This is a genomic window from Azonexus sp. GW821-FHT04F04, assembly GCF_059420025.1.
This window is the reverse complement of sequence record NZ_JBWKSX010000012.1, coordinates 114,535-128,206: the sequence shown is the minus strand read 5'-3', so window position 1 is coordinate 128,206 and position 13,672 is coordinate 114,535. Positions and strand designations below refer to the sequence as shown.

Sequence of the window (13,672 nt, the reverse complement as noted above, 5' to 3'; positions counted from 1 at the left end):
CGAGCCATTGTAGTAAAGCGTGAATCCGCAATGAGTGCCTTGGAGATTCGCGATGCGCCACACCCCGGATTGGCAAGCTATGGGCAACTGTATGAAATACCGGTGGTGGCAGCGCCTCCGTAATAAAGGTTGTTCGAATAATTGTCTTGGGCCCAATAGGTAACGCTTTTGCTCCCTGAATATATGGCTTGCCATGTAGCTGTTGATGCACCGGAAATGGAATTCTGGACAGACATTATCTGTGTGCTATCGACGTAACTTGCCCGGGCTCCATTCATGATGTAGCTGCAACGAGGATCAAATAAGCTGGCATCCGTGAGAACTAAATTTAGCCAACCGCCACTCTGTTTTTTCCACACGCCGGATTGGCAAAAGGACCGCCGCCAATGCCCCACAAAACTGAGGCAAAGTGGTCAGAAAACGTCTTTGAGTGTGAGTAACATCCCGGCCCCCGACAAGCCGACAAACGCCGTACCGTTCCAGCATGCCGTTGCGCCGCCGTTATTTGTGTAGAAGGTGCCGTCCGAGTAGAAGAGGAGATAGGTTCCACCGGCGACGTATCCGTAATAGCCGCCATAACTCGTCACAGTGAAAATCCCCGTGAGTCCAGACCAGGAACAAAGTATTTTTGCCGGGACATTTGAGGGAATGCCAGCACCATATTTGTTCAGGCGTCCTTTGTCGGAGGTCTCGCCGCCGCGGGTCCAAATACCGGATTGGCAAGACAATCAATTGCCGAAAATTTGAACGTGAACCCATTGCATGTCGTATGGATTGATACCGTTGGCTACGATGCGGACATATGTTGTAGCCGCTTGCCCTTGGTAAGGACCGCCCAACGGATATGCCCGTTGACCGCCGGCTCCAGTGTCCCAAATCGCCGAGCCCGCTACCGAGAAATTTGCATCGGCCAACGGGGTTGAAAAGTATACGTTGTAATCGCCAGCCGAGTTTCGCAAGATTCCCGAAACGTTATAGCTTGCGCGGATTGGACACCACGGCGTGCAAAGGTTACCTACGAAGTTGACCCACGCTTTGGCTCCGCCATTTTCCTGCTTCTTCCAGCTACCGGATTGGCAAAATGCTATAGGTTGAGAATTGCTAGTTCAACCACACCACCGAATAGCATGGGAGGGGTTGGCTGCTGAGTGATGCGTCGTAGCCACGATACCCGGAAGAATATGGCCACGACGACGATTCCCACCAAACCGAACCCAATATTGTCCCGTAGACAGTTGCGCAAACCCCCGTCCCGGAAGCTCTTGAATTGACTGTGCCAGTAGAAACCGATCCGGCGATGCCGGAATTGAACGCTGCACCATCACCACTCTTCCGCCACACTCCGGATTGGCAAGGGGATCAAATTCCGCATCCAACAGTTGGCATAGCGACCAGAACCCCGTCAAAACATGCCCACGAGCCGTTGTTGCATATCACCAAGGATTCACCTGATGGAATGCGGCCGTTCTGATTCCAGATTGTGCGAGTGCCTGAACACGACGGACATAGCGGATTGGCACAGGTACTACCGGTACTGATTAAAGTCGAGAGTCGACTGCTGCCGGCGGCTTTTTGCCACACCCCGGATTGGCAAGCTGGTCATTTTGAACAGGTGCCGCCCGCGACCCCATAGGTGGTGCCCGACCACATGGTTATTACGGCGGTCATTACATATCCGGAGGGGCAACTGTACCTGTAGATCGGATTACCGTATCCATCTAGACCGACCGATGTCCCTGCGCTCGACGGAGTAGAGGAGGACCACGACGTAGGTATCCCTCCCATTTTCTTCCACACCCCGGATTGGCAAGACTATCCTGGGCAGCACATGTAATAAGCGGTGTGGAAATCAGCGCCATCAAAAAAGGAAAGTCTGCACAGTAATGAGCCAGACCAATAAGTTGATGGGGCGCCGGACCACGTCGTGCCATATGTTTGCGTGCTACAGCTTCCGGACCACCAAGAATTCGGCGTTGTCCCGGTCTTTTTCCAGCTACCGGATTGGCAAACTAATCCAGCCAAATTACACCACCACTACACCCAATCGGCTCTCCGATCGGAATGGTGTATCCCATATACATCATTCCCGCCCAGACTACATTTGCCGTTGCTGATGGCGATATCGACCCGTTAGTACCGCCACCCATGCACAGTCCAACCCCACTTGAGCGGGTGCATGCAGTATAAGCAGGGCATACCGTACCCTTCAGGCCGCTTGTGTTCAAGGACAGGGTGGAACTTGTTGCCTTGCGCCACACACTGGATTGGCAAATTTGCTACATCACGTATGGGGTACAAAACCAGTAGAGGTGGGCTCCAGTTGCCTGCTGGACAACTTCCCAACACGCATAGCCACCAAGCCAGGCGATATGGTTAGAGGTAATACTCCCCAAACCAATTCCCACTTGTTTGGCCCACACCCCGGATTGGCAAAGAGGTTAGTAGAACTCGAACCATGACACGATCGTCCCACTTCCTGTGTAGGAATATGTCGCTCCCGGGGGAACCCATGCAGAGAGGGTCTGCCAAGTTCCGATGCTTAGGCCCGCTGTGTTGTGCGCCATCATCGCTACACGTTGGCCATTCACGTAGAGGAAGTTGCAACATTGTGAGATGCCTTGAAGCTGGCCAGCGACCTGTATGAAGATCGTTCTGTTCTGGGTATTTGTGTAGGTTGCCCCCAGTGTACGGACACTGCTGAAGTCATGATAAGTGCCACTAACGCCGAGAGAGATCCAACTACCGGATTGGCAAACTACATGTAACCGCTAATAAAGGCTGTATTCGCGGCTGCTGATTTGCTTATTGCCACAGCGTCTGTCACAGAAACAAGTCCAACACTAGAATTGCTGTTGCTTTGATTGTTGCATCCCACCACAAAATTGCCGTTCGCGTAGATGTTTAAGTAGCCCGAGTACACCATGCAATACGCGGTTATTTGGACAACGCGTGCATTAGACGGAACAAACGCCGATGGATTAAATGATGGGCCGATGGGAACAGCAATATTTGTCGATACCCACGTTTGCCGATTTACGCTAACCCAAACGCCGGATTGGCAAAGAGAACGCTTCCTACCGAATGCAAGAGTATCCGGAAAACCAATCGCCACTGCCTTTGTCGCTTCCCCATGATGACCAGACGGGAGAAAAGCCTACGGGGCATGTGCAGGCGCCAGTCTTCGGGTTCGGGGAGGCGCACCACCAGTTCCACATGACGCTTGCCCGTTGCAACCATGCGCCGCCGTAACCCTCGCCTTTTGTTTGCTTAGCCCACACCCCGGATTGGCAAGCTAGTTTGTGCAGGAAACCAAAACATTTGAGCTACCCGTTGGGTGATTTTCGACGGTCCAATAGAACTGCATACCCGATTGGCCAGATGGCAAAATACCTGCGCTGTTTGACCCGCCGTTGATCCCGCTCATCCAACAGTAGCGCCACCAGCCAATCCCAATGCTTCCGCTGCCGGTGCTGCCGTACCAACCAATAGTCGTAATGGTCGGTTGATGTTCTGATAATCGCCAGAGCCCGGATTGGCAAAGTAGTCAGTGACATAGATACGTCTGACCGGTCTGGCTACAAGTACCGGTGATGCAGTAGTCGGCGACACGCGTGGCCGCTGCACCAGAAGGACATGAACAGGAGGCAGTTACCGAGTTCGCCAGACAGCAGGTAGCGTAATTACAAAGTTGGTAACTACCCTTGTATCGAAAGGGTTCGGTCCACACCCCGGATTGGCAAGCTAGTTAGCAGCCTCACAAGAATATCCCCACGCAGCCATATCCCACGGACTCCACCAATAGTAGCCACTCCCCGAAATCGTTCTCGCGGAATACCCCGTCGGACAAGAACATGCGCCTGTGACGACATTTGGTTGCGAGCAGCCACTCGGTAAGCCTGCGTTATTGACGCCATAGGTTACAAAGAATGTGCCACCGAATTTCACGCGACCGGTTGGCAACTTCCACACCCCGGATTGGCAATTACCTGATATAGCCGGTTATTTGAAACCAGCCAGACCCAGAGAAGCTATTAATACCATTCGGTACCTGTGCAGTAGCACACACAGCGGAAACCCCATTGGTGCCAACAAGAGGAATGGAATTCATGTAATTAGTGCCATTGCCAACACAAGAAAATATCACTACATATTTTGCTGAGGCCGGCACGTATGAATTGAAGTTATAGGTACCGGCGGCCATCATTCCGCCAGTGAAACTATAAAGCTTCCCTGCTTGGTTGCTCCAGACACCGGATTGGCAAAATGGCCACTAACGCAATTCGAGCCAGTAGAGCAAGATGGAGCCGCCATTCTCGACCAAGTATTGTGCTCCCGGCGGGATGACAGTCCCGAGATGTCCTGGGGCCGCATCAACCGCCTGCATCCGAACTCCGTTGATCTGAAACCATGCCTGGACAGTGCCACCGCCGGCTATCGATACCGAAACAAGAATTGGCTTCCCAGTTGTGTTAGTGCATGTAACGCCAAATGTTCGTGGGCCGGTGCATCCGATAGAGCTTCCTGTCAGATTCTGCCAAGTTTGTCCGAATCCAAGTCCCTGCCCATGCCACACCCCGGATTGGCAAGGTGGTCAGCAACTACCCACCATGCAATACCCTTGCCCCGCTTCAGGCTTAAATGTACCGGCTACGCAATAGAAGCCAGGATTAATCCGAATGTTGCCGTATGCATTCAACGTACTACCACTTGCAACCCATTGGGCTGGAATGACATAGATGCCCAAAAGGTTCACCCCGCTAAACCAGCATGGCTCACCATCGGTGATTTTGAATGCCCCCATGGACGCCTTTTTCCAGATACCGGATTGGCAAGAGCGTCAGCGTAATTCTGACCAAACGTAGATCAAAGCTGGGCCGGCAGAGGACACCCAATACGTCGCGCCAGGAGGGATGACACTGCCAAGCCATCCATAAGCATCTTTGTCCGATTCGCTGGCGCTGTATTGCGCGACAAGAACGCCCTGAACACTCATCCAGGCGGTGCCCCAAGAACCGGACGAATTGTTCGTAGACACCTTAATTGACACATAGATCGGCTTGGTAGTTGTGTTGGTGCAAATAGCGCTAAAGGTTCGCGGCCCTGCACATCCTACGGTGCTGCCGGACATGTCGCGCCAAGTTTGTCCTTGCCCTAAACCTCCGCCGACCCAAACGCTGGATTGGCAAAGTCATCTTATGCAGGTGATGACATACGTTTGATCATTCCCGCCACCACAGATATTCAGTCCCATGGTCATCGAAGTTGTGAAAGCAGAATACCCCGTTGGACAGCTATAAGCCCCGGTAAGCGGGTTTGGAAGCATTGCGCAGCCGCTATTAGTCCATTGATAGCTTCCACCATAACGACTCGCTCTGCGCCAAACACCGGATTGGCAAAGTCATCGTAGCTCAATCAGAAAATGCACCCTCCAGATACACAGATTTGACTGATTGTTTTCCCGCTGCATGAGCTGCTATTCGACGAGGTAAGAAACGCGCCTGTTGGATTGAATTGTACGGTTGCCCCATTAAGCCAATAGATTACCTTGTTGTTCCCCGGGTACCGCGCGGTACCGAGGTAGAAAACATATGAATAACTCGCGTAACCGTCGATGTTTGTACAGGTTATGGCAGAAGGCCAAACATCAGGATCGAGCCCGAGTGCTATTGCTATTTTGCTTTGTAGCGCCTGGGGTTTCCACACCCCGGATTGGCAACATGCTATTCCGGAATGCCTAGAGCTTCCTGCAAGTGTATAGATATCCCGCGCCGGCCGTGATTGGGTTAGCAGCGTTGTCCATGAAGGCATATCCCTGGGAAACATAGCCACTTGGGCAACTGCCGTTTGCGCTCACGATGGAATAACCGGACGGTATGGATGCAACAACAGCCCCGCAAATCGCGTTTCCAGCGGCATCAATGCCGGTTACCGCTTGACCGCTCGCACAGCTATTCTGAACAGCCTTGGCGCCTTTACGCCACACACCGGATTGGCAAGATCCTCACCGATATACAGCTACGGTCGAGAAAGCAGAATCAAAGAATAGACCGTTGATCCCTTTAGAGTGCACGATGAAATACGTGGTTGCTACGGCAGCGACATCCAAAGTCCACGTATTGCCGGACCCATTGTATCCAGAGCCTGGCGTCCAAGAGATGCCATAGGCGGCATCGGGCATGGCGCTGACAAATGACACCTGATAAACCCCTGCGCTAGTCCGCAAGACATTCGATATGTTGAACGATGAGCGAAGAGGGCAGTATGGGGTGCAACTGGCACCGTCAAAGACCGCAAATGCTCGTGTTCCGTGGCTGCTACGCCACACCCCGGATTGGCAAAGCGAATAGCCAAATATGCAAATGCGTTGATACTTTCACTGAAAAAAAGTGTTAAGCGGCCTCCAAGGACATCGGATCGATCATAACGACGCTGGATTCGTCTACCTGATCGAGGTACTGATCAGGTGATGGAATGGGTTCGGACTCCCGAATCAAGGTCAGTAGTTTGCGTAGCAAAGCATCCTGGGCTCCGCGCATCGCCGAGCCAGGATCGTATCCGTGGCCAACGACTCCATCGAAATCAAGGAGTCTGACCGAGAAGCGATCTCCACTGGTTTCGAACGCAGCAGGGTATGGAATCAAATGGTCAATGACCATCTGTTTGCCCTTGCTCTTGTGTCCCTCCAATTTCTTGACCAGACGCTGAGCTTTGAGGTGCGTGTACCGCTTGAGCATCGACAAGCTCTTGTGCCCACTGATGGCCGCAACTTCCATCATGTCCAGAGAACCAAGCTCGAACAGCCGGCTGATGGCTTCGTGCCGAAGATCATGAAAGTGTAGGTTCTGAATACCGAGCCTGATAATCATGAAGCGCCAGGTCGATTTGAAGCCCTCGGCGGTGTAGCCAAAGACCTTCCCTCTGGATTGGACGCCCATGCGGATGAGTGCGTCTCTAGCCTTGACCGAGAGAGGAACATCGCGTTTGGTGCCGTTCTTGGTTTCCGGTAGGTGAGCAATCCGACTCTTGAGATTGATGTGTTCCCACTTCAAATTCAATATCTCACCTTGGCGCATCGCGGTTTCAAGGGCGACAACGACGATGGAGAATAGCGATAAATTCTGGTGGCTGTGACAGTAGCGAAGAATCAGTCGCTCCTCGCGCGAGGTCAGACGCCGATCGCGCCCCGGGGGCGGGGTGGGTTTCCGGACATTCTTGACTGGGTTGTCGCCGCAGATTCCCCACTCGATGCGGCCGATGTCGAAATAGTTGGAGAGCAGCGACATCTCGAGACGCACCGTCGATGGCGATAGCGGCCGCTTCGTGCGAGGGTTGATTTCCTGCAAGCGCTGGTCGCGATACGTCGCAATGTCGACGCTGGTGACTTCCCGGGTAATCTTGGTACCGAGGAAGGATCGGCAGATTTGCTCAATCCGATACTTTTCCTGGGCATAGCCCTTTTTCAGAATCGAGACTTGAGTCCGGTATCGGTCGAGTCCCTCTTTGATGGTTACGTCGGTCATAGTGTCCTGTCTTCGCGCATTACTTCTTCGATCCGACTGGAGACAAACGTCAACGAAACATCGAGCGCCAGGCATAGCGCCATAATGGTATCCAGCGTGGGCGAGCGGCCACCCAGTTCGAGAAGGGATATATAGGTCCGGTCCAAACCGCTGTCGAAAGCAAGCGCTTCCTGGGTTTGGCAACGTTCGGTTCGAATCTCTCGAAGAACTATGCCGAATGCTTTGTTATGGCTTTTTTTCTTCATTCCGGCCTCATACAGAGGGCGGAATGTAAGGTTTCCGACTATATTCGTCTTCCGACAAAGTTCGGAATGCGGACAACGAGCAACGCCGAAATAGCCGGCGGATTACTCTTGGGAGGTCGCAGGGGTGGGGTTATTCGGACTCGGAGTCCGCGAGCGGACGAACCCAACAGACAGCTCGCCAACCGTCGATCAGCCCGTTCGCGTGAAGATCCCGGAAAAAGGGATAGGCGTCGGGCATCAGCGTTAAAAAGGCTTCGCGGCGACTCGCAACAAGGTCGGACTCATCGTCGGATAGTTCCGCCGGCGCCTTCGACCGTGAGGACTCAGGACCGGGAGCGACCGCGTGATGGCGGGGTTTGCTTGGGTACTGGTCGCCCATCTTTGTCGAGCAAAACTACTCTGGTTGGTATCTGGCGGTGTGCCAAGTGTTGGCGCAACTGGATAATGCTCGAGTCCTGCCCCTTGGTGAATATGATTGCGTGCGTTGCTGCACTGGCCAGAGCTTGAATGGATGCTTCGGTTACCGGCGTGCCGGGAGCTTTCCGCAGCGGGTGATGAACGGCCGGGATGTGGTTCTCGATGGCCCAGTCCTCTGCCATTGCATCGACGCCGGATCGACAAGCGATAAGCATTTCTTTGGGTAGCTTCCCTGCCAGAAGAACAGCCAGCCGGCTGGAGAACAGGAACGGGTTATAGATGTCGGTATCGCCGGTGGCCAGCAGCACCATCCGACCCGGCGATACGAATTGCTGTGCTGTTTTCTGAACCACCTGTTTCCAGCGTTCATCACCGCGCCGACGTGCTTCCCATCCATGCCCGAGAGACTGGCCGTCGCCGATCGTGACTTCACCGGCGAGGAGATTGCTGGCGAGCGAAGGTAAAGCGAGAAACTGGCACCACAGCGCAGCCTTTACGATATCGAGTCGGACTTCGGTCCATTTCGGTGAAGCCTCAAGGCGTTGAGCCGCTTTCCTTGCCTCCGAGGCTGATGGCAATAGCAGGATCTCACGCCGTAGTTGCTCGTCGACGCCGCGCAGGCGCTCCGAGAAGTAGAAATGCGCCAGCGTCCCGCAAAGTTCGGGGGCGCCCCACACGTAGCCTTTCCCGTCATCCCGGGCGGTCCGGTAGGTCGAAAATGGGATCAGGGAGTCTGGGCTGAATGTTTCGCCGGCAAGCATTGGCTGGTCATCGAAAAGAGAACAGCGTGCAGGGTACGAGACAGGTCATATCCTTGACCATGGGCTAAAACACCCGATGGGGGAGGGTGATTGCTCGATACGTGGTCGAAGTACTTGTTTGCCATCTTGCCAGCCTGGAAATTGCGTACCGATTTGGCACAATCCCAGAATGACAAACAACGCAAAAGGGCAGGACCAGTAATGTCAGTTTCCAAGGAAGAACTTGAAGCGCGGCGCATACCGTCGCAACAACGCGCTGCCTACGTAAATCAGATGGTCGCGCAAGCCTTTGCGCCTCACCAGACTAGTTTTCAGCAACGTGTGCAAGCCGTCGTCAGCGATAACAGCAGCAGCAAGACGAAAATGTATAAGCTGCAGCAAATCATGTCGGACGTTCGCGTCTTCAGCGATCCCTACGCGCCTTGCAAGGCCGGCTGTTCAAATTGCTGCCACATGCGTGTGCTGATTTCTCAAACCGAAGCCAATGCGATCGGAGAAGCTATTGGTGTGAAGGCGGCCCAGCTTCCGTTGGGTACCCCCGTCAAAGAGGAAGACGACTTTGGCCGGAATACTCCCTGCACATTCCTGTCTGCTGGCAAGTGCTTGATCTATGCCAACCGACCGGTGCAGTGCCGGAACTACATCAACATTGATGTTGATCCGCTGCTGTGCAGCTATGAAAACTGGGAGCTGGCCAAGAAACGCGATCCCGCAAGCGTTGGAATACCGATGCTCGGGGCCGCGCCGATCATGACTGCCTACCAGATGGTCTCCAACAGAAAGGCGGAGGTCTATAACGATATTCGCAAGTTTTTCCCTGGCAGCATCTAGGCTAGGGGCCAACCCAATTGCAATTTAAAGTGCTCCGAAACGACGCTAGGACACCGCTCGTTTCGGAGTGCGAAATGCGCCTGCATCTTTGTAACGGCTAATGCGGCAGTTACTTTGGCGTCTTGCTCATGACAGATATTTCGGAGTAGCATTCGGCTACGGTAGCTGGCGTTACCGCGCCCCAAGCCAGCAGAGTTGATCAAGACATTCGGCCAATCGCCGCCAGTCGTGGTTTTGGCATATTTCCTAGCCCCCGTGAAAAATCCTGTCCAGAGAGCGTTTGCGCTCCGGAGAGGATTTTCTACGCCTTCGTGCGTGAAACGGTAGCTGGTAGCACCGGACATTGCGTCCAAGCCAGCAAGTCATCAAATCAACCCATCCGGGATGCCACTCCCGGTTGGGCGTGGTGTTTCCGGTCTTTTCCGGAGATTCATCATGAACATCCTGTTGCTGTTGTTGGGGCTCATCGTTGTTGTCGGTGTGTTTGTCGGAAAACAGTCGGTCGCTTCCGAGCAAACGCCGACTGACGAAGATGATGCTGATCAGCGTTGGGCCGAATTGGTGTCTGCGGATCAGTGCGACACCTTCTGGGATCCGCCGGGTGACGACACGTAAGTGTCGGCCGGAGGGAGCTAATTTTTTCTTAACCCGCGGGGTATTCATTACCCGCCGGGTGATGGGTCTCCGCTTTTTTCTTTGGAGGACATCATGGAAATCATTTGGAGCGATGCGGCTGTGCAGGCGGCGCTGATTCAGGCGATTGGTGGCGTTGTGGCGGCGGCAATTGCTGCTGCTGCCGCCGCGATCATCGGTAAGCGGTTTGCTGACCAAAAGCGGCTGCAGGAGAAGAACGCTGCGTTACAGAGCGACCTTTTCTTTCTGCTTGCCGTTGAGGACGAGCACTGCCAGCGTCATGGGCACAAGATCGTCATTCGCGAGTCAGTCCGCAAGCAGGGCTTTAGCTGGTCAGGAAAATTCACGCCTGGCCGCGTCAAGGCTCAGTAAGCATTCGCCCCGAGGGTCATACCTCGGGGACGGATGTTCCAAGTCGGCTTTCCCCTGCCGGAGGCAAGGGAAAGACGATTTGTCTGGAGAGAGATCTCCGCAACCGTAGCCGGCAGCCGGGACCATTGTGGTCGAAGCCAGCAATCTATAAACCCGCACGGGAAAGCATCCCGTGTCCGGGCGCTTGACTGTGCATCCTTCGTGGAGCCTGTCATGTCGGACATTTATGTCACGCCGGCGCCAAAAGGTGCCTTGGTCAGAATCGAGGAGGGCGGCGCAACGATTGCCACTGCGCGGGTCGTTGGCTGCTACATCGATGACCTATGGGTAGCCCCAGATAAACGGGGTTGCGGGCTGGGCCGTCAGCTGGTCGACCGCTGCGTTCAGCAGGGGGCGGGTCTGGCAATTGCGGTATCTGACGAAGCCAAACGCCTGTTCGGGCGTCTCGGCTGGAAAACGGCGAACCAGCTGCGCTGGTCGCTCAAGTAATTTCAACCCTGCCGGGGACCTGCCCCGGATCGGGGAGGCCTCGGCGACAAACCAGGAGAAGCAAATGTCGTCTCACGATTGTTTTGTACGCGGAACCGTTATTCTCGTTCCCGGTACCGATTTATCGGCGGTCAACACGGCCATCAACGAGTTCCTTCAGACCGATGATCTGGATTTCGAAGAACTGGTGAAGGAGCAACGCATCAGCCTCGAGGCCGATGTGCTCTGGCTCCATATTCCGTTCCAGAGTTGGGGCGGGGTGGAGAACGAAGAGGTGAAAGGACTGGCCCAGGTTCTCGGTACCTTGTGCCGCGAACCCGGGCATGTCGAGTTGCTCGATTTCGATACTGGCGATTCCGACGAACACTGTTGTCCGTATTTCTTCGGCCGTACCGACCAGGGCAAATTGGTAGCCCAGCTGAATTACGGTATCCAGCAGATGAAGCGTTGGGCCGAGCAGCTGGTCGATCCGGAATGCATGGTCGAAGTCGAACGCTTCATCCGTGCGCAATCGCGCATTGCGAAAGAGCCGGAGTTCTATCGTGCCAACCTCTCGCTTGGAAGCGAGCAGTTGGAGCTTGAGTTCCAGGTTCCGGCAGATTCGCCGGCGGTTATGCTGGATAGCGCCTGCCTGGCAGCGATATCCCAGAAAGCAGATGGGCTGCAATTCGAGAAGGTGTAGCCTTTTCGAAGCCACTGATGCGGAAGCCCCCAACAACCGGAGACGGTTCGGGGGCTTCTTTTTTTCCACCCTTGCATTTCGGCCATTACCGGGAAGACTGGCACTATCGCAGCACCTGCGACCCATCCTTGAACCATCGCATCAAATATCACAAACCCCTATGACACGTCGTCGCTATCACTCCATCAGCAATATTGTTGCCACTGTTTACTGCGAGCGGCAAGCCGTCCTTGATCGTGAGCGCGGCGAGTCGCGTACTCTCGACGTTCGCGCGAAAGCCGCCGCCGGCACGTTCGAACACAAGCGATTCGAGCTTGAAGGAAAAACCCTTGCCGCCGTCGACCGACGCTGTTTCATCGCTTCGACGATCTATGGCGGCGATGCGCCGCAAACGAATGACTTTCGCTGCTGGCGCGATCGCGTGCTGATGCCGTCGCGCCTCGGCCGGACCTTTGTTCGTTTCTACTACCTCGTTTCTCCACACCTGGTGCCCTTGCTTTCGCGCAGCGCGACAGCTGCCGCGATTGTCCGGCGACTCCTGGATCTCATCTTGGGCAGGATCGGGGGTGGCAAATGAGCTACCTTGCCTATGGAGTGGGACTGCTTGCCCTGTTCGCCGGAACGTTCTTCGCGTTCATGGTCTGGCGCGGATTTACGCAGAACTGGAGACCGGAAGACCTCAAGGCCGGAAAAGTTGTCCTGGTCGAGGAAAACCTGTTCACCAACGCGCCGTATCCTGTTGTCGGAAGGCCTGATCAGGTCTACAGGATGCCCAACGGCTTGCATGTGCCGGTCGAAAACAAGAATCGGGACTTCCACCGGGTGTATGAAACGGATATCGCCGAATTGTCGCTGCAGGCGTGGTTGCTTCGCCTGAACGGGATGCCTACGGCCAATTACGGATACGTGGCGGCCAACAGCCGGAAAACAGGAAAGCGGAAGGCGCTGAAGGTCGAACTACGAGGCGATGCTTATTGCGAAGGTCTGATCCGCCGGTACCTGGATCTGATCGAGGGCAGGGCTGCAGCCCGGGCCACTCGGGGGCGCAAATGCGATACCTGTGGGCATCGCCAAGTTTGTTGATTTAATCGAAGAGAGGGTAGGGCAAATGTTGAAGGTGTATATCGCAGGACCTGATGTGTTCGAGCCGAACGCGCTCGAAGTTGGCCAACGCCTGAAGGCGATTGCTCGGGAGCATGGACTTGAACCGCTGTTTCCGTTCGACAACGAAGTCGATATCGAGAAATCGGCGAATCCATCGCTGGAAATCTTCCTCGGAAACCGTGATCTGATCGATGCGGCAGACATGGTTGTCGCTAATCTCAATCCGTTTCGCGGCGGCATTGAGCCGGATAGCGGCACCGTTTGGGAGATTGGCTACGCCATCGGCCGCGGCAAACCGGTGGTTGGCTACCTGGCCAGTACCGAGAGCATGCAAGAGCGGATTCTGCGAGTTGAAGGACGGCCCGGGGAGATTGCCGCGACCACTGATCGCGAGGGCAGGACGATCGAGCCGTTTGGGCACGCACTCAATTTGATGCTGGTGCACAGCGTCGAACTGGTGTTTGGGGATTTCAGGGACGCCTGCCGACGTGCAATCGACGTCCCTGTCCGGAACTGCGTGGCAAGCGGTCCCTCGCAATCCGTCGAGTAGTGCATTGCAAATCGTGGGATGGCGCGAAAAAGCGACACGTTATGCTTTACGGCACAGGACTTCGAAGT

Annotated in this window: 12 protein-coding genes; 8 read left to right on the top strand and 4 right to left on the bottom strand. The window is 54.7% G+C overall.

Annotated features, from left to right (window positions below; translation table 11 throughout):
* Positions 1-413: 413 nt before the first annotated feature.
* From AC07TV_RS19660 to AC07TV_RS19645, 4 genes are all read right to left on the bottom strand, one after another.
* Complete coding sequence (locus AC07TV_RS19660; RefSeq protein WP_494650072.1) at positions 414-728, bottom strand: hypothetical protein; 315 nt, start codon at positions 726-728, stop codon at positions 414-416.
* Positions 729-6,389: 5,661 nt separating this feature from the next.
* Complete coding sequence (locus tag AC07TV_RS19655; protein WP_494650071.1) at positions 6,390-7,520, bottom strand: tyrosine-type recombinase/integrase; 1,131 nt, start codon at positions 7,518-7,520, stop codon at positions 6,390-6,392.
* Positions 7,517-7,765, bottom strand: coding sequence for a helix-turn-helix domain-containing protein (locus AC07TV_RS19650; RefSeq protein ID WP_494650070.1), 249 nt, complete (start codon positions 7,763-7,765; stop codon positions 7,517-7,519). Before AC07TV_RS19650 ends, AC07TV_RS19655 begins: the two co-directional genes overlap by 4 nt.
* A gap of 323 nt (positions 7,766-8,088) precedes the next feature.
* A complete protein-coding gene (locus AC07TV_RS19645) occupies positions 8,089-8,943 on the bottom strand; it encodes an NADAR family protein (protein ID WP_494650069.1) in 855 nt (284 codons plus the stop codon).
* Between the two features lie 90 nt (positions 8,944-9,033).
* Between AC07TV_RS19645 and AC07TV_RS19640 the strand changes: the two genes are divergently transcribed.
* The 8 genes from AC07TV_RS19640 to AC07TV_RS19605 all read left to right on the top strand — a co-directional run bounded on the left by AC07TV_RS19640 (position 9,034) and on the right by AC07TV_RS19605 (position 13,604).
* On the top strand, positions 9,034-9,774 hold the full coding sequence (locus AC07TV_RS19640; protein ID WP_494650068.1) for a YkgJ family cysteine cluster protein: 741 nt from the start codon (positions 9,034-9,036) through the stop codon (positions 9,772-9,774).
* A 435-nt stretch (positions 9,775-10,209) separates the two neighbouring features.
* On the top strand, positions 10,210-10,389 hold the full coding sequence (locus AC07TV_RS19635; RefSeq protein ID WP_494650067.1) for a hypothetical protein: 180 nt from the start codon (positions 10,210-10,212) through the stop codon (positions 10,387-10,389).
* Between the two features lie 93 nt (positions 10,390-10,482).
* Positions 10,483-10,779, top strand: a complete 297-nt coding sequence (locus tag AC07TV_RS19630) for a hypothetical protein (protein WP_494650066.1) — start codon at positions 10,483-10,485, stop codon at positions 10,777-10,779.
* 213 nt (positions 10,780-10,992) lie between these two features.
* Positions 10,993-11,268, top strand: a complete 276-nt coding sequence (locus AC07TV_RS19625; protein WP_494650065.1) for a GNAT family N-acetyltransferase — start codon at positions 10,993-10,995, stop codon at positions 11,266-11,268.
* A gap of 64 nt (positions 11,269-11,332) precedes the next feature.
* Positions 11,333-11,950: a hypothetical protein gene (locus AC07TV_RS19620; RefSeq protein ID WP_494650064.1), complete on the top strand. Its 618-nt coding sequence runs from the start codon at positions 11,333-11,335 to the stop codon at positions 11,948-11,950.
* Positions 11,951-12,110: 160 nt separating this feature from the next.
* Positions 12,111-12,527 carry a CFI-box-CTERM domain-containing protein gene (locus AC07TV_RS19615; protein ID WP_494650063.1) on the top strand — a complete coding sequence of 139 codons (417 nt, stop codon included), beginning with the start codon at positions 12,111-12,113 and terminating at the stop codon, positions 12,525-12,527.
* The gene (locus AC07TV_RS19610; protein ID WP_494650062.1) at positions 12,524-13,033 is read left to right on the top strand and encodes a PD-(D/E)XK nuclease family protein; all 510 of its coding nucleotides are present in this window, start codon (positions 12,524-12,526) and stop codon (positions 13,031-13,033) included. Before AC07TV_RS19615 ends, AC07TV_RS19610 begins: the two co-directional genes overlap by 4 nt.
* Positions 13,011-13,604: a nucleoside 2-deoxyribosyltransferase gene (locus AC07TV_RS19605; protein ID WP_494650061.1), complete on the top strand. Its 594-nt coding sequence runs from the start codon at positions 13,011-13,013 to the stop codon at positions 13,602-13,604. Before AC07TV_RS19610 ends, AC07TV_RS19605 begins: the two co-directional genes overlap by 23 nt.
* Positions 13,605-13,672 lie beyond the last annotated feature (68 nt).

Excerpts from the sequence above, each read along its gene's own strand:
- AC07TV_RS19655 (WP_494650071.1), bottom strand. The coding sequence starts at position 7,520 with ATGACCGACGTAACCATCAAAGAGGGACTCGACCGATACCGGACTCAA.
- AC07TV_RS19650 (WP_494650070.1), bottom strand. The coding sequence starts at position 7,765 with ATGAAGAAAAAAAGCCATAACAAAGCATTCGGCATAGTTCTTCGAGAG.
- AC07TV_RS19645 (WP_494650069.1), bottom strand. The coding sequence starts at position 8,943 with ATGCTTGCCGGCGAAACATTCAGCCCAGACTCCCTGATCCCATTTTCG.
- AC07TV_RS19635 (WP_494650067.1), top strand. The coding sequence starts at position 10,210 with ATGAACATCCTGTTGCTGTTGTTGGGGCTCATCGTTGTTGTCGGTGTG.
- AC07TV_RS19630 (WP_494650066.1), top strand. The coding sequence starts at position 10,483 with ATGGAAATCATTTGGAGCGATGCGGCTGTGCAGGCGGCGCTGATTCAG.
- AC07TV_RS19625 (WP_494650065.1), top strand. The coding sequence starts at position 10,993 with ATGTCGGACATTTATGTCACGCCGGCGCCAAAAGGTGCCTTGGTCAGA.
- AC07TV_RS19620 (WP_494650064.1), top strand. The coding sequence starts at position 11,333 with ATGTCGTCTCACGATTGTTTTGTACGCGGAACCGTTATTCTCGTTCCC.
- AC07TV_RS19615 (WP_494650063.1), top strand. The coding sequence starts at position 12,111 with ATGACACGTCGTCGCTATCACTCCATCAGCAATATTGTTGCCACTGTT.
- AC07TV_RS19610 (WP_494650062.1), top strand. The coding sequence starts at position 12,524 with ATGAGCTACCTTGCCTATGGAGTGGGACTGCTTGCCCTGTTCGCCGGA.